This is a genomic window from Streptomyces fagopyri (assembly GCF_009498275.1).
Classification (GTDB): domain Bacteria; phylum Actinomycetota; class Actinomycetes; order Streptomycetales; family Streptomycetaceae; genus Streptomyces; species Streptomyces fagopyri.
In genome coordinates this window covers 2362432-2381993 of record NZ_CP045643.1, presented here as the reverse complement: position 1 = coordinate 2381993, position 19562 = coordinate 2362432, and the positions used below count along the sequence as shown (strand labels likewise).

Below are 19562 nucleotides of genomic sequence, written 5' to 3'. Positions count from 1 at the left end.
CAGGTCGATCAGCCGGATCCCGGGTCCGAGCCGCCGCCGCCGTCGGTGTAGCCGCCGCCGCACCCGCCGCCCCAGGAATGCGGCAGCAACCCCTTGTCGGCCGTGCCGCCGCGCCCCACCAGTCCCGCGTCCACGGCGAAGCGCGGCTCCAGGAGGGTGAGGGCCGCGGCGCCGTGGAGCGCGACCGCGAGGAGCACGTCGTGCCGCGAGAGACCCTCCCTGCCGGTGGGCAGCGGCCGTTCGGCCCGTGTCCGCCTGAGCAGGCGCCGGGCGGCGAGCGTGGGGCCGGGAGGAAAGGTCCGCAACGTGCCTGCTTCGGACAGCTCGGTCCGCAACTGCGCGAGCGACTGTCGTACACGGGTGCGCCGCAGCAACTCGACCATGCCCGCGGGGCGGTAGAGGGACGCGTGCACCGCCCGCTCCAGCGGGTGCGCCGACCGCTCCGGCGGATGTCCCGTGGGTGCGGGCGCCCGTGAGGTCCGCATCGTGCCCGGCCGGCCGGCTTCGACCGCGCCCCGCAGACGCAGGGCGAGCACCGCGACCGTCACGGCGGCGCGGGGTCCGACACGCACCAGGGCGACGGCATACGGATCCGGTTCCTCCGACATGCCGTCGCCCATGGCCGCCCCCCGTTCCACTCCCGCCATGAGGCCCGCCGCCCCCGTGCCGGCGGGCCTCATGTGCCGAGAATGTGCCCTCGTAAGGGGTGGAGTGAAGCCCCCGGAGCGTTGTTCAGAGCTTGATTTGAGGGTTCCGTAGGTGACGTACGTCCGGTGGCGTATCCGGGGGGTGCGCGGAGCCGGCCGTCATTCGGACGGGTGCTCCGACAGCCCCGGCCAGTCGTCCGGGCCGCCGCCCTGCCAGTCGATGATGTCGCTCTTCTCGACCTCGGTCTCGTCCAGGTCCGCCCGCCGCAGGATCTCGACGACGTCGTCGAGGTGATAGGCGATACCGAGCGTCTCGTCCCCGGTGGTGACCCGCCGCGACCCGTCCAGCCCCGGGGCGTGCACAACGATCTGTGGATAGTCCATGCCCCAAGGCTGCTGCCGGCGGGGCGGACACGCACGCCGACGCACCCGGGAGCGCCGGACACGGGCGAGGGTGAAGGTCCCGTACCGGGTGCTCCCTGGCGGGTCGGGCGTGAGGTGGTGGCCGTCCGACGGCGCGAGGCTGGGCGTGACAGCGCGGTCGCGCCGCCGGACGGAGCTTCGGCCCCACCGCCGTCCGGGGGTCGTGGAGAGGGAGGCCGCTCCCGGAGGGTGGGGTGGGGTGGGACCGCGGCGGACGCGACGGGTCCGGGGCGTCCTTCCCTCAGGTCGGGAAGGGGCTCCGGAACCTCGACCACCGCACTGGCTCGCGTACCGCCGCGGTCCCGGTTCTGCCCGGACAGCGCTGGATCACCCCTCATCCGGGTCCAACGCCGCCTCGGGCGGCTGGAGCAGAGGCTCGGTCCTCGCGTGCGGCGCGGACCGCCTCCGTCACACGGCCGCCGTAGGACGGGGCGGCCGGGTGGAAGTGGGCGAGGTTCTTCTCGCCGACGTGGACCCGTGTGGGCCGTTCGCCGCGTGGAGCACGGGTGCGCGGTCCATGGACGTCCATGGGTCCGGTGAAGCGGGTTCCGGACGGTGCCACCGCCTGGGCGCGACAGGACAGGTGTCGGCGGCGGTACCGCCCGGAAGTCTCAGAGCCGCGCGCCGGAGAGCCGCTCGACGGCCCGCAGCAGGGCCGAGTGGTCCAGGCCGCCGTCCCCCTGCGCGCGCAGCGAGGCCACCAGTTGGGCGACCACGGAGCCGACCGGCAGCGCGGCGCCCACGGTGCGGGCGGCGTCGGTGACGATGCCCATGTCCTTGTGGTGCAGGTCGACACGGAAGCCCGGCTTGAAGTCGCGGCCGAGGAAGTTGTCCTTCTTGCGCGTCAGCACGGTCGAGCCGGCCAGGCCGCCGTTCAGCACGTCGAGCGCGGCCCTCAGGTCCACGCCCGACTTCTCCAGGAACACCACGGCCTCCGCGCACGCCTGGATGTTCACGGCGACGATCAGCTGGTTGGCGGCCTTCACGGTCTGGCCCGAGCCGTGCGGACCGCACAGCACGATGGTCCGGCCGAGCGCCTCGAAGAGCGGCTCGGCCGCGTCGAAGTCGCTCTGCTCCCCGCCGACCATGATGGACAGCACGGCCTCGACGGCGCCGGCCTCACCACCGGACACCGGGGCGTCGAGGACGCGGATCCCCTTCGCGGCGGCGGCCTTCGCGAGGTCCACGGAGGTCCGCGGGGTGATGGACGACATGTCGACGAGCAGCGCTCCGGACCGCGCGTTCTCCAGGATGCCGTCGGGCCCGTACGCGATGGCCTCGACCTGCGGGGAGGCGGGCACCATCGTGATCACCACGTCGGCGTCGCGTACGGCCTCGGCGATCGACCCCGCCGCCGTGCCGCCGGCCGCCGCCAGCCGCTCCAGCTTGTCCTCCTCCAGGGTGAACCCGGTGACGTCGTACCCGGCCTTGATCAGGTTCTCCGACATGGGGGAGCCCATGATGCCGAGCCCGATCCACGCGACCTTCGGGAGTTTGCTCATGAGGGTGCCTTTCTGGCTTCTCTGCTACGTCGGTGGGGTGCCGCTCAGCGGGCGGCCCGGGCTTCGGCGGGCAGCCAGTCGAAGGCCTCGGCGCTCGGGCGGTCGCCCGGCTTGTACTCCAGGCCGACCCAGCCGTCGTAACCGGCCTCGCGCAGTTGCCCGATGAGCTCCTCCAGCGGGAGCGTGCCGGTGCCCGGCGCGCCGCGGCCGGGGTTGTCGGCGATCTGCACATGGCCGGTCTTCCCGGCGTGCGCGGAGATCACCTGCGGCAGGTCCTCGCCGTTCATGGACAGGTGGTAGAGGTCCATGAGGAACCTGGCGTTGCCGAGGCCGGTCGCCTCGTTGACCCTGTCGACGACGGCTACGCCGGCCGCGGCGCTCACCAGTGGATAGTCCGGTGACTCGGGCCTGTTGAGTGTCTCGATCAGCAGGACCGCGCCGATCCGGTCGGCCGCCCGCGCAGCCAGGACCAGGTTCTCCAGCGCGAGCGCGTCCTGCTCGGCCGGGTCCACGCCCTCGACGCGGTTGCCGTACAGGGCGTTGAGCGCCCCGCAGCCCAGCGACCGCGCGAAGTCCGCCGCCACCTCGATGTTGGCGCGGAACCTCTCCGACTCCTCGCCGGGGATCGACAGCGCGCCCCGGTCGGGACCGGGCAGCCGCCCGGCGTAGAGGTTGAGGCCCGTCAGCCGGACGCCCGCGTCCTCGATCGCCCGCTTCAGGGCGGCGAGTTCGCCGGGTGCGGGGGTGGGGGAGTCGACCCAGGGCCACCACAGTTCGACCGCGGTGAAGCCGGCCGCCGCGGCGGCCGCGGGGCGCTCCAGGAGCGGGAGTTCCGTGAAGAGGATCGACAGGTTGACGTTGAAGCGCTGCTCCGCGGCTGTGCTCGATGCGAAACCGGTCATGGACTCGGCGCCCCCTTCCGTATCGACAGGTTCGGCCGGTGCCCGCCCCGGCCCACTTAATTCCGTATTGCGGAAGTTCATTTCTGCTTAATGGAAGATTGCCGTCGAGGTTCCGGGGTTGTCAAGAGGGGGCTGCCGGAAAATCGACGCCGAGCAGTAGGTTGAGCGGGTGCGATTGAGAGTGGAGTTCACGACCGAGCCCTTCGACCTGGACGAGGCACCCCCGCACGCGCTGGTCGCCCGCGAGGTCATCGAGGCGGCCGCGCTGGACGCCGTGGACGTCGGCCCGTTCGGCAACACCGCGGAGGGCGGGGCCGATGCCGTGCTCGACGCGGTCGACGCGCTGCTGCGCAAGGCTCTGGCCGCGGGTGCCACGCGGGTCTCGTTGCAGGTGAACGTCGTCGGGGAGGGCGGCAAGTGACCGGTACCGGGGGCGATCCCTTCGTCGCGGCGGTCAAGCCGCTGGTCGACGCCATGGGCGGCGAGATGCTGGCGCCGGGCGAGGCCGGACCCGACGACGTCGTGCTCTCCTGGGAGGGCGCGGACGTGGTCGCCGTACGCCTGCCGCAACTGGCCGACTCGCTCGATCACATCCTGGCGGCCCTGGAGCGCAAGCAGGGCAAGCCCCTGGCCGAACTCGACCGCAGGGCCAAGCAGGAGGTCGTACGGGTACTGGAGGCGCGCGGGGCCTTCTCGGTGCGGCACGGGGTGGAGACCGTGGCGAGCGCCCTCGGGGTGAGCCGCTTCACCGTCTACAACTACCTGAACCGCGAGAAGCAGGTCTGAGGGGAGCCCGGGAGGGAGCCCCGTAGGCCCGAGGGGGCGGACGGCCCCGGCGGAAGCCGGCGCCCGGCCCGTGCGGACGTGCAGGTCAGGGGGCTCCTCGGGCCCTTCTCTCCCGGTCCGTCGGGCCACCCTGGGAGCGCCGTCGTCCGGATCACCCGGACGGCGGTTTTTGTTACCCGGATTTTTCAACAAAGTGTTGACGTGGTGTTTTCGAGGGCGTTAGCTGTCCGCAGCCCGTCCAGCACAAGGCCACGGAGGCATCCCGTGACGTCGAGTACGACACCCGGTGGTCTCGCCCGGTTCAATGCCCTGGAGGAGCGGACGGCCCACGCGGCACTCGTCGAGGTGTGTGCCTCGGCGGCCTGGGCGCGCGGCCTGCTCGCCCGGCGACCGTACGCCACCCCCGACGCCCTCCTCGCCGCGAGTGACGCCGTCATGGCCAAACTCTCCGCGGCGGACCTGGCGGAGGCGATGGCGGGGCACCCGCCGATCGGGCGGCCGGAACCGGGTGACCCGACCTCCTCCCGGGAGCAGCGCGGCATGGCGGGGGCCCCGGAGGAACTCAGGGCGCGGATGCTCGAACTGAACCTGGCCTACCAGGAGAAGTTCGGCCACGTCTTCCTCATCCGCGCCACCGGCCGGACCGGCGAGCAGATGCGCGACGCGGTCGAGGAACGCCTCGGCAACGCACCGGAGCAGGAGTACGAGATCGTCCGCGCCGAACTGACGGCGATCAACCGCATCCGCCTCGGCCGGCTCCTGGAGGAAGAAGAGGTATGAGTACCGACACCACCGCTTCCGTGTCCACGCACGTCCTGGACACCAGCGCCGGCCGCCCCGCCGGGGGCGTCGCCGTACGGCTGGCGGCCCGCGCCGGCCGCGACGCCGGCTGGCGCCCGCTCGGCGGCTCCGCGACCGACGCGGACGGCCGGTGCAAGGACCTGCCGGCGCCGCCGGAAGGCACGACCCACGTACGGCTCGACTTCGAGGTCGAGGCGTACTTCGAGAAGAAGCAAGCCGATGCGCAGCAGGACGCCCCCGCGAACCGGGACAGCGGCACGAGCGGAGTGTTCTTCCCCGAGGTGGCGATCACCTTCGCCGTGACGCCGGGCGAGCATTACCACGTACCGCTGCTGCTCAACCCGTTCGGCTACTCCGTTTACCGAGGGAGCTAGCAGACACATGACGGACAACTCCCGACCCGCGCGCCCTGTGGTCCTGGGGCAGAACCAGTACGGCAAGGCCGAGAACCGGGTCGTCAGGATCACGCGCGAGGGCGACACCCATCACATCAAGGACCTCAACGTGTCCGTGGCGCTGAGCGGCGACATGGAAGAGGTCCACTACTCCGGCTCGAACGCCAACGTCCTGCCGACGGACACCACCAAGAACACGGTGTACGCCTTCGCCAAGGAACACGGCATCGAGTCCGCCGAGCAGTTCGGCATCCATCTCGCCCGGCACTTCGTGACCAGCCAGGAGCCGATCCGCACGGCGCGCGTCCGGATCGAGGAGTACGCCTGGGAGCGCATCGGGGCCCGGGACGACGGCTCCGGGCCGACCGGCGCCGGTGAGGCCCAGCACTCCTTCGTGCGCAAGGGCCAGGAGACCCGCGTCACCCAGATCACCTTCGACGGTGACACCTGGGAGGTCGTCTCGGGGCTGAAGGACCTCGTCGTGCTGAACTCGACGAACTCCGAGTTCTGGGGCTTCGTCAAGGACAAGTACACGACGCTGCCCGAGGCGTACGACCGCATCCTGGCGACCCAGGTCGCCGCCCGCTGGCGCTTCAACTGGAGTGGTGACGAGCGGAGGACGCCCGACTGGGAGAAGTCCTACGACCAGGTCAGGAAGCATCTGCTCCAGGCCTTCGCGGAGACGTACTCGCTGTCGCTGCAGCAGACCCTTTACCAGATGGGCGCGCGCATCATCGACAACCGGAGCGAGATCGACGAGGTCCGCTTCTCCCTCCCGAACAAGCACCACTTCCTGGTGGACCTGAAGCCGTTCGGGCTGGAGAACGACAACGAGGTCTACTACGCGGCCGACCGTCCCTACGGGCTGATCGAGGCCACCGTCCTGCGTGACGGCTGCGAGCCGCGCATCCCCGTGGACCTCACCAACCTCTGACCTCCGCCGGTGCCCCCGGCCGAACCGGGGCACCCCTCTCCATCGGCACCCGTGGCGCAGGCGGCCGCGGCACTCAAACCTCCTGGGGTCCTGCCGTGCCCTCTCCACAGAGCGAAAAGGACGCATCATGGCAGCAGTCCAGCGCATCGTCATCGAGAACTGCGCGATCGCGACCGTCGACGCCGACGACACCGAGTACGCCACCGGACACGTCGTCGTCGCCGGCGACCGCATCGAGTCCCTCGGCGCGGGCAGGGCCCCCGAGGGGCTGGAGAACGTGGTCCGCCGCATCGACGGCACCGGCCACCTGGCCACACCCGGCCTGGTCAACACCCACCACCACTTCTACCAGTGGATCACCCGCGGGCTGGCCACCGACCACAACCTCTTCGACTGGCTCGTCGCGCTGTACCCGACCTGGGCGCGCATCGACGAGCAGATGGTGTACGCCGCCGCGCAGGGTTCCCTCGCGATGATGGCCCGCGGCGGTGTCACCACCGCCATGGACCACCACTACGTCTTCCCGAAGGGCACCGGAGACCTGTCCGGCGCGATCATCCGGGCCGCCCGCGAGACGGGTGTCCGCTTCACCCTGGCCCGCGGCTCCATGGACCGCAGCGAGAAGGACGGCGGCCTGCCCCCGGACTTCGCCGTGGAGACCCTCGACGGCGCCCTCGCGGCCACCGAGGCGACCGTCGACGAGCACCACGACGCGTCCTTCGGCGCCATGACGCAGATCGCCGTCGCCCCCTGCTCGCCGTTCTCCGTCTCCACCGAACTCCTCACGCAGGGCGCGGAGTTGGCCCGGCGTAAGGGCGTACGACTGCACACGCACGGTTCCGAGACCGTCGAGGAGGAGCAGTTCTGCAAGGAACTGTTCGGGATGGGGCCGACCGACTACTTCGAGTCCACGGGCTGGCTCGGCGAGGACGTGTGGATGGCCCACTGCGTCCACATGAACGACTCCGACATCGCCGCCTTCGCCCGCACCGGGACGGGTGTCGCCCACTGTCCCTCCTCCAACGCCCGTCTGGCGGCCGGGATCGCACGCGTCCCCGACATGCTCGCGGCCGGCGTCCCGGTCGGCCTCGGCGTCGACGGCACCGCCTCCAACGAGTCCGGCGAACTCCACACCGAGCTGCGCAACGCCCTCCTCGTCAACCGGCTCGGCGCCCACCGGGAAGCCGCCCTGAACGCCCGGCAGGCGCTGCGGCTCGGCACCTTCGGCGGTGCCCAGGTCCTCGGCAGGGCGGCGGAGATCGGCTCCCTGGAACCGGGCAAGCTCGCCGACCTCGTGCTGTGGAAACTGGACACCCTCGCGCACGCCTCGATCGCCGACCCGGTGACCGCGCTGGTCCTCGGCGCGGCGGCCCCGGTCACCCTCTCCCTCGTAGGCGGCCTCCCGGTCGTCGAGAACAGCCGGCTGCTGCACGTCGACGAGGACGCCGTCGCCCGCTCCACGCGGGCGCAGGCACAGCGCCTCGCGAGGATCACCGCGCGGGCCTGAGCAGCCGAGGATCTCCGGCCGAGGGGGACGGCCCTCGGCCGGAGGCCACGGACCCGAGCGGGGTCCGTGGCGGCCGTCTCCGGTGGGCGCGCCCAGACGTGCGCGCCCACCGGAGCGGTCCCCGTCACCGGACGCCCTGCCGCCCGACGGTCTCCGCCGTCCGGACGGGCTCTCCCCGTGACGTCCGTCGTCCCGGTCCCGCACGACCGCGCACCACCTCCCTGACACCCGCGTCGGAGCCGACGCGCAACCGACCGGAGGAGCCGCCGTGACCGCCCCATCGACCTCCAGCAACGAGGCAATACCGCACAACGAGTCGAAGCACCCGGTCGACGAGAAACTCCCGCCGCTGAGAATGGCCGCCGGCGGTCTCCAGCACGTCGCCGCCATGTACGCGGGAGTCGTCGCCCCACCTCTGATCGTCGGCGCCGCCGCAGGACTCTCCGGCGGCGAACTGACCTTCCTCACCGGCGCGTGTCTCTTCACCGCGGGCCTCGCCACCTTCCTCCAGACGCTCGGCCTCTGGAAGATCGGCGCCCGGCTGCCGTTCGTCAACGGGGTCACCTTCGCCGGTGTCGCCCCCATGACCGCGATCGTCGCCTCCACCAAGGACAAGAGCGACGCGCTGCCCGTCATCTTCGGCGCGGTCGTCGTCGCGGGCGTCCTCGGCTTCGTCGCCGCTCCCTTCTTCAGCAAGGCGGTCCGCTTCTTCCCGCCCGTCGTCACCGGGTCCGTCATCACCCTCATCGGCGTCTCACTGCTGCCGGTCGCCTTCGGCTGGGCGCAGGGCCCCGACCCGGCGGCGCACGACTACGGGTCTCCGACCTTTCTGGGCCTCGCCGCCACGACGCTCGTGATCGTGCTGCTGCTGCGCCGCCTCACCCGCGGCTTCGTCAAGCAGATCGCCGTGCTGCTCGGCCTGGTCGCCGGCACAGTCGTCGCGATCCCTCTCGGCGTCACGGACTTCGCTCCCGTCGCCGACGCGGACGTGGTGGGCTTCCCGACCCCGTTCCACTTCGGCGCCCCGCAGTTCCAGCTCGCCGCGATCCTCTCGCTGTGCGTGGTCATGGTGGTCTCGATGACCGAATCGACCGCGGACATGCTGGCGTTGGGCGAGATCGTCGAGCGGCCGGCCGACGAGCGGACCATCGCGGCGGGCCTGCGGGCCGACACGCTCGGCTCCGCACTCAGCCCGCTCTTCAACGGCTTCATGTGCAGCGCCTTCGCCCAGAACATCGGCCTCGTCGCGATGACCCGCGTCCGCAGCCGGTACGTGGTCGCCACCGGCGGCGGCTTCCTGGTCCTGATGGGCCTGTGCCCGACGGCGGCCTCACTCATCGCGGTCGTACCGCGTCCGGTGCTCGGCGGCGCGGGTGTGGTCCTCTTCGGTTCGGTCGCCGCCAGCGGCATCCAGACCCTCGTACGGGCCGGCCTGGACAAGGACAACAACGTCCTGATCGTGGCCGTGTCGCTGGCCGTCGGCATCATCCCGATCACCGCGCCGGACTTCTACCACGCGTTTCCGCAGACCGCGCGGATCGTCCTGGACTCGGGGATCTCGACGGGGTGCGTGACCGCCGTGCTCCTCAACCTCGTCTTCAACCACTGGGGCCGACGGCGTGACGCGGGCGAGGTCACCCACCCCATGGAGGCCGGCGAGGACCTGAGGGCCGCCCCGGCCCGCTGACCCCGCGGGTGCCGCCGCCGGCCGCCGGGACGTCCAGGCGACGCGCGCGGGGCGCGGCATCACGAGTGCCGCGCCCCGCGCCGTCGTCCGGGAGACCGTCAGCCGATGTGGTAACTGTCCCCGTACACCTTCCAGTCCAGCGGTGTGTTCAGGTTGAGGTTCCGGTTCTTGACGAACACCCGCTGCTCGGTGTCGACCCGGGTGGTGTCGGAGTGCGCCTCCTCCTGCTTCATCGCCCAGACCCGGGCGTCGAGGAAGGCGTTGAGGTAGGTCACCTCGTCGCCGCCCTGGGCCGGGGTCTTCGCCTTGGCCAGCGCCCGCTTGCGGATGTTGCTGAAGCTGGTGCTGTCCGTGCCGTCGCCGTGCATGACGATGGCGTCGTAGTAGGTGAACTGGCCGAGCACACCGATGCCGTCGGCCTTGCCCCGCTGGACCGCCGGGTTGAAGTAGACACGGTCGCGCTCGTCGTTCTGGGCCTGCTGGAACGCGGTGTCCTGGGCGGCCTTGCGCCAGTCGGCCGGGAAACCGGGGTCCAGGCCCTGGTGCGAGTCGCTGCCGTCCACGTCGCGCAGCGCGGGCAGGTACTTGGCGAGGACGTTGCCGGGCTTGCGCTGCGTGTACAGCTCGACGAGGTCGAGCATGTCACCGGTGCCGGAACAGAAGCCGATGATCCCGGCCGTGTAGCCGCGTCCGTCGCCGATGTCCTCGATGTACTTGTACTGCGCCTTCCAGTCCAGCGAGGAGTTCTCCGCGCTGGAGACCAGCTTCATGGCGATCTCCTTCTTCGCCGGGTCGTCCAGGCCGACGGCCGCGGCGCCGCTCGCGGACTGGGCCGCGAGGACCGGGACCGCCACCAGCGAGGCTCCGATCAGAGCGAGCAGAGTGCGTCGTGAGGTGTGGATGTGGGGGGTGTGCACGGTACCTCCGATGAGGGGAGTGAGACGTCCACTTACTGTTAGGAAGGTTTCCTACCAGAGATTCGACGTGACGCATACCCGTCAGGAGAAGGTGAGTTGGCGACGCTTCTCGGCCAACAACGCGCACAGGTAGGCAAATTGGGCGCTCAATCGAAGGTCTTACGGGGAAGCGGGGGCGCGTCGCGGACGGGCCCGGCGCGACCGCGGGCAGGGCGAGCGTGCCGCCAGGACTCCGGTCTCCGGTGCCGGCGGTCGTGCACACCGTCAGCATCGGCACGGCCCTGACGGGCACCGCCCCGGGCCGGACGGCGCCCGGGCCCGCGGCCGGCGCGCGGACCGGGTGCCCGGAGTGCCCTCAGACGCGCCGGGGGGACGCCAGCACGTACCGCACGCCTGTACGCGGCTCCGTGTACTCGCCGGTCTGCCAGCCCGCCTTCTCCAGGGTGGCCGCGCAGGCCCGCAGCGCCTCGGGGCCGGGCTCGTGAACGGCGACGGCCTCAGGCTGCGGTGTCGCCCGTACCCGGTAGCCGCCGTCTCCGGCGTCCACGCCCGCGGGGCGGTGCCCGGCGGCCTCCAGGGCGAGCGCGGCCGCCTGCACCAGATGCGTACGCTCCCATCCGCACGGCCGGTCCGCCGCGCCGTCCGCATGCGTCATCCGGCGCAGCTCCAGGAGCCCCGCCCAGGCGCTGCGCACCTCACGGGTACGGGAGGGGCCGCCGGCCGGGGCGTCCTCGCCGCCGATCCGCGCGGCGAACACGCCCGCCCCGCCCTCGGCGGCCGGGGCGGCGGGGGTCCGCGGCGCGGCCTCGGGGCCGTCCGGGAGTGCGTCGGGCGTCTCCCGCACGCGATGTCCGGCCGGCGTCAGGAAGTGGTCGTGCGGCGGACGCGGGTGCCGGAAGGCGAGCCCGCGGTTCACCAGCGCCGCGAGCTGGCCCTGCGTGCCCCTCAGCCGCCCGGTCGTGGGGTCGGCGGCGCCGATCACACGCCGCTGCGCGGCAGTCGGCGGTCGTGTCATGGCGCACCCCTTCCCCTTGGGCCCGGACCGGCATCGGCCCACTCGAAGACTACGAGGAGGGTCTGACATTCCAGCCGGCCACCACATGCCGCCGGTGCTCGGTGCTCAGCCGGCTCACGGTCCCGGTGGCCAGCTGGAACAGCGCGCCGGCCTCGGCCGGCAGCCCCAGCCGGCGGGCCGTCAGCACGCGCAGGAAGTGTCCGTGGGAGAAGACGGCGACGCTGCCCTGCGCCTCGGCGAGAGCCGCGTCGATCTTGGCCAGCATCCGTTCCGCGCGCGCTCCGACCTGGTCGGGGCTCTCCCCGGGGTGCTCCGTCGGGCCGGGTGCCACGCCGTCGTCGAAGAGGAACCAGTCGGGGCGGGTCCGGTGGATCTCCACGGTCGTGACCCCTTCGTACCCGCCGTAGTCCCACTCGCACAGATCCGCGTCGACCCGCGCGCCCTCGACCCCGGCCAGCCGCGCGGTCTCCCGCGCCCGCTGCATCGGGCTCACGAACGCCGTGGAGAGGTGGTACGAGGCGATCAGCGGGGCCAGCCGCCGCGCCTGCTCGCGGCCGTGCTCGGTCAGCGGGATGTCGGTCGATCCGGTGTGCCGCCCGGACAAGGACCACTCGGTCTCGCCGTGCCGCACGAGAAGGAGGTCGCCCATGCTTGTGGTTCCTCTGCTCGCCGAAGGTTCACGCGGGCCGAACGGCCCGCGCTCCGGGGCCGCCCGGCGGGCCAGGACCCCAGCTCGGTCACAGGCTACGAGCCCGGACCTCCGACTCCGCGGACGCGCACGGTGGGGCGTGGCCGTCAGGAGGGTGACGAGGTGGCGGCGAAGGTGACGAAGGCGGTCCAGTGGTCCGGGGTGAAGGCGAGGCGGGGGCCGGGGGTGTTCTTCGAGTCGCGTATGTGGACAGCGCCGGGCGTGGTCGCGACTTCGACGCAGGCGGGACCGTCGTCGGTGCTGTGGCTGCTCTTGAACCATTCCAGGGCGGAGCTGCTTGTGGTCATGTCTCCCTCAGCGCTTTCTCGATGAAGGTCAGAGACTCCCCGGGCGCAAGAGCCTGGGCTCGGATGATCCCATAGCGGAGTTCCAGGATCTGGATCTCCCTGGGGTCCGAGATCAGCCGGCTGATGAGCTGAACCTCGTTGTGCCCCACAGTGGCGCCTTCTTTGAGTCGCAGTAGATGGAAGGGACCGCCGAGGCCGGCGTTGTCCTCCCGGTCCAGTGGCATCACCTGGATCTCCACGTTCCGCAACTGCCCTACCTCCAGCAGTCGTTCGAGCTGTCGGCGCAGTACCAGTCTGCCTCCGATCGGTCGGAGCAGGCTCGCCTCGTCCTGGACGAAACTGAACGCCGGGAGCGTGTGCTCGCGATCGATGATCGTCTGACGTGCCAGGCGGGCGGCCACGCGTTGCTCCAGCTCCTCCTCGGAGAACGCGGGACGCCGTGAGCCGAACACGGTGTGCATGTACTCCTCGGTCTGCAGCAGCCCGTTGACGACCGAGTTGTCGTAGGCACAGATCTCTACCGACTCACCCTCCAGCTTCGCCAGATCCCGCACCTTCTTCGGGTACCTGGCCTCCTCCACGTCCTTCGCCAGTCCGGCGATCATTCCGGCCGCCCCGAGCGCATGGTCCGCCGCTTCGAGGAACTGCCTTCTGGGCGCCCGTCGTCCGCGCTCCACGGACGACACCTGTTCCTCGCTGTACCCGATCGCGGTGCCCAGTTCGGACTGCTTGAGCGCGGCCCGCTCGCGCCACATCTTGATGACCTTGCCCACCGTGCGCAGCACGGCCGCCGAGTCGTCGTCGTTGCCGTCGGCCGGCCGCGGCCCGTTGGCCGTGACGTCCATGTCCCCCACCCTCCACGCGGTGCGGGCCGGACAGCGCCGGAGCGCGACCGGACAGTGACTCCGCGTACCGTCGATGTCGCTGTTCAGCGTAGTGACGATCGGACACGCTGAGTGACATGAACGTGGATATTGCCGCCCCCGCGCGCGACTTCACCCTGCGGCTGTCGGCCACCCGCAGAGGCGCCCGGCTGGCCCGCCTCCTCGCGTCCGACCAACTGCACAGGTGGGGCTGGTCCTACGGTTGCGAGGGGAACCGCACCGCCTCGCCGCTACTGCCGGTACCCGCTCAGGAACCGGCCGATCCGGCTGATCGCCGCGTCCAGGTCGTCGGCGTACGGGAGGGTGAGGATGCGGAAGTGGTCGGGGCGCGGCCAGTTGAAGCCGGTGCCCTGGACGACCTGGATCTTCTCGCGCAGCAGCAGGTCCAGGACGAACCGCTCGTCGTCGTGGATCCGGTGCACCTCGGGGTCGATGCGCGGGAACGCGTACAGCGCGCCCTTCGGCTTGACGCAGGAGACGCCCGGGATCTCGTTGAGCTTCTCCCAGGCCCGGTCGCGCTGTTCGCGCAGCCTGCCGCCCGGCGCCGTCAGTTCGTGGATGGACTGGCGACCGCCGAGCGCGGCCTGGATGGCGTACTGCGCGGGCGCGTTGGCGCACAGTCGCATGGAGGCGAGCATCGTCAGGCCCTCCAGATAGCTGCGGGCGTGCTGCTTGGGACCCGTCACCACCAGCCAGCCCGACCGGAAGCCCGCCACCCGGTACGTCTTCGACAGGCCGCAGAAGGTCAGGACCACCAGGTCGGGGGCGAGCGCCGCGGCCGAGTGGTGGACCGCGTCGTCGTAGAGGATCTGGTCGTAGATCTCGTCCGCGAAGACCATCAGGCCGTGCCGGCGGGCGAGATCGAGGATGCCTTCGATGACCTCCTTCGGATAGACGGCGCCGGTGGGGTTGTTCGGGTTGATGATGACGACGGCGCGCGTCCGGTCGGTGATCTTCGACGCCATGTCGGCCAGGTCCGGGTACCAGTCGGACTGTTCGTCGCAGAGGTAGTGCACGGCCTTGCCGCCGGCGAGCGTGGTGACGGCCGTCCAGAGCGGGAAGTCCGGCGCGGGGATGAGGACTTCGTCGCCGTCCTCCACCAGGGCCTGCACGGCCATCGAGACGAGTTCGGAGACGCCGTTGCCGAGGAAGACGTCGTCCACGTCCACCTCCAGGCCGCGCTCCTGGTAGCGCTGGGCGACGGCCCGGCGGGCGGAGAGGACACCGCGCGAGTCGGTGTACCCGTGCGCCTGGGGCAGCATCCGGATCATGTCCTGGAGGATCTCCTCCGGCGCCTCGAAGCCGAAGAGCGCGGGGTTGCCGGTGTTGAGGCGCAGCACGCTGTGGCCCGCCGCCTCCAGTGCGTCGGCGTGCTCGATCACCGGGCCGCGGATCTCGTAACAGACCTCGCTGAGTTTGCTGGACTGCCGGAACTCCATGCGCTGCGCCCTCCGGTTCGTGGTGTTGCTTGGTTTTACCAAGTAGACGCTTGGAAAGTCCAACAACATGTCTAGACTGCGTCGCATGTCACCTCGCCGAAGCTACGACCAGTACTGTTCCGCGGCCCGCGCGCTCGACGCCGTCGGTGACCGCTGGACCCTCCTGATCGTCCGCGAGCTGCTCGGCGGCCCGCGCCGCTACACCGACCTGCACGCCGATCTGCCCGGCGTGAGCACGGACGTCCTCGCCTCCCGGCTCAGGGACATGGAGCGCGACGGCCTGACGACCCGGCGCCGGCTGCCGCCGCCCGGCGCCGTGTACGTCTACGAACTCACCGACCGGGGAGCGGAGTTGCTTCCGGTCCTCCAGGCGCTCGGCGAATGGGGCGCGCCCGCTCTCGGCGAGCGCGGGGCCACCGACGCCGTACGGGCGCACTGGTTCGCGCTGCCGCTGCTGCGCGGTCTGGCGGGGGAGGGTGAGGGGATGGTCGAAGTCCGGCTGGACGAGGGCGAGTTCCACGTACGGGTGGGCGTATCGGACGGCCCGGTCTACGGGGACGGACCCGCCCCTCAGGAGCCGGACGTCCGGCTGTCGCTGGACGCCGCGACCTGTACGGCGGTGAGCCGCGGGACCTCGACCGTGCTGGAGGCGGTGCGTGCGGGCCGTATCGGCGTGACGGGGGAGGGCACCCTCGCCAAGGCGTTGCGCGGGGAGTGACACCGGTGGGCCGCCCGCGCGTTCGGCGGCCGGGGTGTACTTCGCGGGGCCGGCGCGCCGTCCGCGCCGGACACTTCCAGCACGTTCGAGAACATCGCGGGCGGCGCCGCGGCGACCACAGGGTGGTAACCGCGGGCGGCTAGGGAGCTGTCACGGCCGTGGCGGGCCGCCGGGGGCCGCACGGACGCGGGGGCGTTCCGCACGCCACCCGCCGGACCGGGGGCCCGGACGAGGGTGGGCCGGGTGGGGACGGGGCCCGCCGTGCCGTGGGGGAGCACGGCGGGACCTCGCCGTCGTACGGGCGTTCACGCCGTCGTGGCGGCGTCCACGCCCTCGTGCGGCACTAGACGCCCGGGGGCACCCGGGAGGGCCGTCCCGATCCGCGGGTCAGCGTGTAGCCGCCGATGCCCGCGACGGCCGCGAGGACGCCGCCGATCGCGGTCCACACCCAGCGGTCGGACCACCAGCCGGAGGTCCAGCCGTCGTCGGGCTCGATCGACGACAGGGCGGTCTTCGACGAGCCGGAACCGGAGTCCGACTCCTTGGCACTCGTCGCGATCCCCGGCACCAGCGGCTTGCCCAGCGAGCCGTCGACCGCGGCCGAGCCGCCGATGTCCTTGGAGTCGACCTTCACCTCCGCGCCTACCGGCAGGCCCAGTTCGGCCGCCGGCAGTCCGGTGGCCGTCAGCCGGATGTAGTACGTACCCGGCAGCGGGTCGTCGGCCCAGGTCTCCGACCAGGCGCGCACGGTGCGCAGGGTGCAGGACAGCTCCACGGTGGCCGCGTCCTGCGCCGCCGTCCGCGTCTGCGCCCCGTACTGGCAGGCCTGACGCCGCCGCAGCCCGTCGTACACGTCGACCTGCCAGGTCTCGGCGGCCCCGCGCGTGGAGGCCTCCGGCAGCTTCACCGTCGCCTTCACGGTGGGCCGTTGACCGGCGTCCGCCGGGAAGGACCAGTACAGGTAGTCGCCCGCGGACCCGCTGGCGGTGGCCTGCGTGCCCTGCTCGATCTCGGTCGCCGTACGGAACGACGTACCGGCCCGGGTGGGCGCGCTGTCGTCACCCGACGGGCTCGGAGTGGGCGAGGAGTCGGCGACGGCGGGTGCCGCCGCGACCCCGAGCAGCAGCAGAGCCGTGCTCAACACACGTCCAAAACGCATCAGTTGGTCCTCCAGACCGCGATCCGCAGGCGCGAGATCCAGCCCCACAGCACACCCGCCAGGAAGCCGATGACCACGAGGGCGCCGAGCAGCCACCAGCCGCGCCCGAGGCCGAAGGAGGCCACGTCGCTCGCCTGGTCCGGTCCGTCGACGACGTCGACCGTCAGCTCCAGCGGCATGCCCGGCGTGGTCTTCACACCGCTCGCCGCCGAGAAGGAGTTGGACACCTGGAGGCACACGGTCTCGGCCGGGGCGTCCTCGTCGTCGCTCTCCGCCTTCGGATAGCGCAGACCGGTGGAGATGACGTCGGTACGGCCGTTGCCCGCCGCCTCGCCCCGGACGATCTCCCGTCCGTGCACCGTGACGGCGCGCAGCAGCACCCCGTAGTCGGGGTTGACGGTACGGTCGGCCGCGACGCTCACCGAGGCGCGCAGTTCCTTGCCCGGCTCGACGTCCACCCGGTACCAGCGGTGCTGCGCGAACTCCTCACGGTCGGTGTAGAGCCCGGACTTCAGCGCCGGGGCCTCGGTGCAGGCGGCGGCGCCCTCGACGGCGACCGGAGTCGCCACCGGATCGGCCGCGCGGTCCACCAACTGACCGACACGGTCGGTGAGTTCTTCCTTGTGCTGGACCGAGGTGTAGGTGCCCCCGGTCGCGTCCGCGATACAGCTGAGCTGGTCGCGGGTCTTGGCGTCGGGCACCAGCCCGAGGGTGTCGATGGTGAGACCGACCCCCTTGGCGGCGATCTCCCGGGCCACCTCGCAGGGGTCGAGCGGCTGGCAGGTGTCCTCGCCGTCACTGATGAGGACGATGCGCCGGGTGCCGTCGCCGCCGTCGAGGTCGGCGGCGGCCTTGAGCAGCGCCGGGCCGATCGGTGTCCAGCCGGTGGGTGTCAGGGTCGCGACGGCGGCCTTCGCCTCCGTGCGGTCCAGTGTCCCCACCGGGTACAGCTGGGCGGTGTCCTTGCAGCCCGTCTTGCGGTCGTTCCCGCGGTAGTTGGCGCCGAGGGTGCGTATGCCGAGCTGGACCTCCTCGGGGGTCGCGTCGAGCACCTCGTTGAACGCCTGCTTCGCGGCGGCCATCCGTGATCCGCCGTCGATGTCGTTCGCCCGCATCGAACCGCTGACGTCCAGCACCAGTTCGACCTTGGGGGCGGCCTGCGCCGCCGTTTCGTCGGCGACCGCTCCGGCCGGGAAGGCGATCCCGGCCGTCAGGGCGGCGAGCAGGGCGCAGACTCCCGCCGCCAGCCGTTGTCTTGTGATCATCGAGGAATCCTATTGATCAAAGGTGCCGGGCTTCAAAACGATCTTCAGGATCGACGGCCGGTGAGCGGGTTCGGAATCCGCGCCCAGATGTCCCCGGGGGTCTTCGGGGACAGCCTCATCAGGGTCAACGCCTTGGTGGGCAGGGGCTCGCCGAGCAGCACCGCGAGATCCGGCGTGCGCGGCAGGTCGTCCACCACGCCCGCCAGGTTCTCGCGCAGCACGGCCGAGGAGCCCGCCGTGGCCCCCAGAGCGCCGGCGACCAGCGAGCCGAACAGCTTCCGGCGCAGCGTGGTCTCGTCGTCCGTGACGATCCGTCCGGACATCGCGGGGGCCGCGATGCCGTGCCGGGCCAGCCGGAGCGGGCTGACGCGGATGTCCGCCAGGTCCCGGTAGACGAGCCGCACCGGTTCACCCGCGGCGTCCAGCACGACGAGGAGGTTCTGTCCGTGTGCCTCCAGGGCCACCCCCAGGTCGAGCAGGCGCAGTCCGACGGTGAGCGCGAGACGGGTGAACCGCGCCGTCCATCCCGCGGACCGGGGGAGCCCGGTGGCCGCGAGGGCGGCCACCGGGACGACGCGCTCGCCGGCACGGGCGTACAGGTCCGGGGACTCGCGCAGCACCGCCGCCAGCGCGGGGGAGTGGGCCGAGACGGCGCCAAGTGTGCGGGTCACGTGCAGCAGACCGTCCGTGCGGGCCGCGATCTCCTCCGCGAACGCCGAGAGCGTCGCCGATGTCTCGATCGAGTAGACCGAGATGTCCCGGACGGAGGACGTGAGCCGGGCGCTCAGGGCCGTCTTCACATGCGGGCCGTCCGGCAGTGCCAGGGTCCGCAGCGACATCAACGGATGGGCGGAGAAACCCTCCTGGTGGCTCCGGTCCAGTACGTGCGCCGCCTGCCAGGGGTGCACCGGGATCAGGACCCGGTCCTCGTCCCGGAGCCACTTGGGCCACTCGCCGCGCACCAGGCAGTCGTCCACGGCGACCAGCCCCAGCTCCACGACCGGCCGGTGCTCCGGGCCGTACGCGAGCTGCTCGGCCGCCGAGAACCCGGGACGGGAGCGGCAGTTGGGATGGTAAGGATGCCCGTCGACCACCTGCTGCTCCCACTCCCAGCTCGCCCCGGGTTCCCGGCCGGCCGGCCCGGGCTGCGCGCGGGACAGTGCCAACGAGGCAGCGCTGTGCGCGAGTTCGGCCGCGAAATCGATCGCGTGCGGGACCGCCAGGACCGTCATCAGATGGTCCGCACGGTCGTACGGCCGGTCGTCGAGCCGCAGTTCGGTGACGTACGCGCTGGTGGCGTACGGGTCTGCGTGCGGGCCGTGCAGCCGCCGCCCGTCGGCGAGGTGCAGCGTGAGACCCTCGCGCCCCCGCTCGCGGCGCGCGATCCACGGCATCGGCTCATGGGCCAGCGCCCGCCACAGCCGCGTCAGCACGGCGGCCCGGGCGCCGGGGAGGCCGGTCTCGTACGGCGCCGACAGGTCCGGACGAACGGCGCTCAGTTCACCGGCGAGCGCGGCTTCGGCCTCGGGCATGGGGAGACGGTGCACGGTCGGGCTCCTTGGATACGGGGACTGCGTCGCGGGCG

At 71.8% G+C, this 19562-nt stretch carries 21 protein-coding genes; 8 read left to right on the top strand and 13 right to left on the bottom strand.

Annotated features, from left to right (window positions below; translation table 11 throughout):
- Positions 1-8: 8 nt before the first annotated feature.
- From GFH48_RS10215 to GFH48_RS10195, 4 genes are all read right to left on the bottom strand, one after another.
- A complete protein-coding gene (locus GFH48_RS10215) occupies positions 9-680 on the bottom strand; it encodes a DUF2207 domain-containing protein (protein ID WP_228120498.1) in 672 nt (223 codons plus the stop codon).
- Between the two features lie 126 nt (positions 681-806).
- Positions 807-1031, bottom strand: coding sequence for a hypothetical protein (locus GFH48_RS10210; protein WP_153287961.1), 225 nt, complete (start codon positions 1029-1031; stop codon positions 807-809).
- 650 nt (positions 1032-1681) lie between these two features.
- Positions 1682-2572 carry a 2-hydroxy-3-oxopropionate reductase gene (locus tag GFH48_RS10200; protein WP_153287959.1) on the bottom strand — a complete coding sequence of 297 codons (891 nt, stop codon included), beginning with the start codon at positions 2570-2572 and terminating at the stop codon, positions 1682-1684.
- A gap of 44 nt (positions 2573-2616) precedes the next feature.
- Positions 2617-3474, bottom strand: coding sequence for a TIM barrel protein (locus GFH48_RS10195; RefSeq protein ID WP_153287958.1), 858 nt, complete (start codon positions 3472-3474; stop codon positions 2617-2619).
- Between the two features lie 169 nt (positions 3475-3643).
- On the opposite strand from GFH48_RS10195, the gene GFH48_RS10190 reads away from it, so the two are divergent.
- The 7 genes from GFH48_RS10190 (at position 3644) to GFH48_RS10160 (ending at position 9584) form a co-directional block, all read left to right on the top strand.
- Complete coding sequence (locus GFH48_RS10190) at positions 3644-3895, top strand: hypothetical protein (protein WP_153287957.1); 252 nt, start codon at positions 3644-3646, stop codon at positions 3893-3895.
- Positions 3892-4260, top strand: coding sequence for a helix-turn-helix domain-containing protein (locus tag GFH48_RS10185; RefSeq protein WP_153287956.1), 369 nt, complete (start codon positions 3892-3894; stop codon positions 4258-4260). The genes GFH48_RS10190 and GFH48_RS10185 overlap by 4 nt, the downstream gene beginning before the upstream one ends.
- A gap of 264 nt (positions 4261-4524) precedes the next feature.
- The gene (gene uraD / locus GFH48_RS10180; RefSeq protein ID WP_153287955.1) at positions 4525-5040 is read left to right on the top strand and encodes a 2-oxo-4-hydroxy-4-carboxy-5-ureidoimidazoline decarboxylase; all 516 of its coding nucleotides are present in this window, start codon (positions 4525-4527) and stop codon (positions 5038-5040) included.
- Positions 5037-5435, top strand: coding sequence for a hydroxyisourate hydrolase (gene uraH, locus GFH48_RS10175; RefSeq protein WP_153287954.1), 399 nt, complete (start codon positions 5037-5039; stop codon positions 5433-5435). Before uraD ends, uraH begins: the two co-directional genes overlap by 4 nt.
- Before the next feature lie 7 nt (positions 5436-5442).
- Complete coding sequence (gene pucL / locus GFH48_RS10170; protein ID WP_153287953.1) at positions 5443-6390, top strand: factor-independent urate hydroxylase; 948 nt, start codon at positions 5443-5445, stop codon at positions 6388-6390.
- A gap of 127 nt (positions 6391-6517) precedes the next feature.
- Positions 6518-7897, top strand: coding sequence for an 8-oxoguanine deaminase (locus tag GFH48_RS10165; protein ID WP_153287952.1), 1380 nt, complete (start codon positions 6518-6520; stop codon positions 7895-7897).
- Between the two features lie 355 nt (positions 7898-8252).
- Positions 8253-9584, top strand: a complete 1332-nt coding sequence (locus tag GFH48_RS10160; protein WP_153292831.1) for a nucleobase:cation symporter-2 family protein — start codon at positions 8253-8255, stop codon at positions 9582-9584.
- A 98-nt stretch (positions 9585-9682) separates the two neighbouring features.
- On the opposite strand, the gene GFH48_RS10155 is transcribed toward GFH48_RS10160, so the two are convergent.
- The 6 genes from GFH48_RS10155 to GFH48_RS10130 form a co-directional block, all read right to left on the bottom strand.
- Complete coding sequence (locus GFH48_RS10155; RefSeq protein ID WP_153287951.1) at positions 9683-10501, bottom strand: chitosanase; 819 nt, start codon at positions 10499-10501, stop codon at positions 9683-9685.
- A 355-nt stretch (positions 10502-10856) separates the two neighbouring features.
- Positions 10857-11516, bottom strand: a complete 660-nt coding sequence (locus tag GFH48_RS10150) for a hypothetical protein (RefSeq protein WP_153287950.1) — start codon at positions 11514-11516, stop codon at positions 10857-10859.
- Between the two features lie 49 nt (positions 11517-11565).
- Positions 11566-12165, bottom strand: a complete 600-nt coding sequence (locus GFH48_RS10145; RefSeq protein WP_153287949.1) for a histidine phosphatase family protein — start codon at positions 12163-12165, stop codon at positions 11566-11568.
- A 146-nt stretch (positions 12166-12311) separates the two neighbouring features.
- The gene (locus GFH48_RS10140) at positions 12312-12512 is read right to left on the bottom strand and encodes a DUF397 domain-containing protein (RefSeq protein WP_153287948.1); all 201 of its coding nucleotides are present in this window, start codon (positions 12510-12512) and stop codon (positions 12312-12314) included.
- Positions 12509-13357: a helix-turn-helix domain-containing protein gene (locus GFH48_RS10135; protein WP_153287947.1), complete on the bottom strand. Its 849-nt coding sequence runs from the start codon at positions 13355-13357 to the stop codon at positions 12509-12511. Before GFH48_RS10135 ends, GFH48_RS10140 begins: the two co-directional genes overlap by 4 nt.
- A gap of 269 nt (positions 13358-13626) precedes the next feature.
- Positions 13627-14835 carry a pyridoxal phosphate-dependent aminotransferase gene (locus GFH48_RS10130; protein ID WP_153287946.1) on the bottom strand — a complete coding sequence of 403 codons (1209 nt, stop codon included), beginning with the start codon at positions 14833-14835 and terminating at the stop codon, positions 13627-13629.
- Positions 14836-14920: 85 nt separating this feature from the next.
- Between GFH48_RS10130 and GFH48_RS10125 the strand changes: the two genes are divergently transcribed.
- Positions 14921-15553, top strand: a complete 633-nt coding sequence (locus GFH48_RS10125) for a winged helix-turn-helix transcriptional regulator (protein ID WP_153287945.1) — start codon at positions 14921-14923, stop codon at positions 15551-15553.
- A 343-nt stretch (positions 15554-15896) separates the two neighbouring features.
- On the opposite strand, the gene GFH48_RS10120 is transcribed toward GFH48_RS10125, so the two are convergent.
- The 3 genes from GFH48_RS10120 to GFH48_RS10110 are packed head-to-tail and all read right to left on the bottom strand — an operon-like array spanning position 15897 to position 19509.
- Positions 15897-16712, bottom strand: coding sequence for a hypothetical protein (locus GFH48_RS10120; RefSeq protein WP_153287944.1), 816 nt, complete (start codon positions 16710-16712; stop codon positions 15897-15899).
- Complete coding sequence (locus GFH48_RS10115; RefSeq protein ID WP_153287943.1) at positions 16712-17977, bottom strand: VWA domain-containing protein; 1266 nt, start codon at positions 17975-17977, stop codon at positions 16712-16714. Before GFH48_RS10115 ends, GFH48_RS10120 begins: the two co-directional genes overlap by 1 nt.
- A 44-nt stretch (positions 17978-18021) precedes the next feature.
- Positions 18022-19509, bottom strand: coding sequence for an IucA/IucC family protein (locus GFH48_RS10110; RefSeq protein WP_228120496.1), 1488 nt, complete (start codon positions 19507-19509; stop codon positions 18022-18024).
- Between the last annotated feature and the right edge of the window lie 53 nt (positions 19510-19562).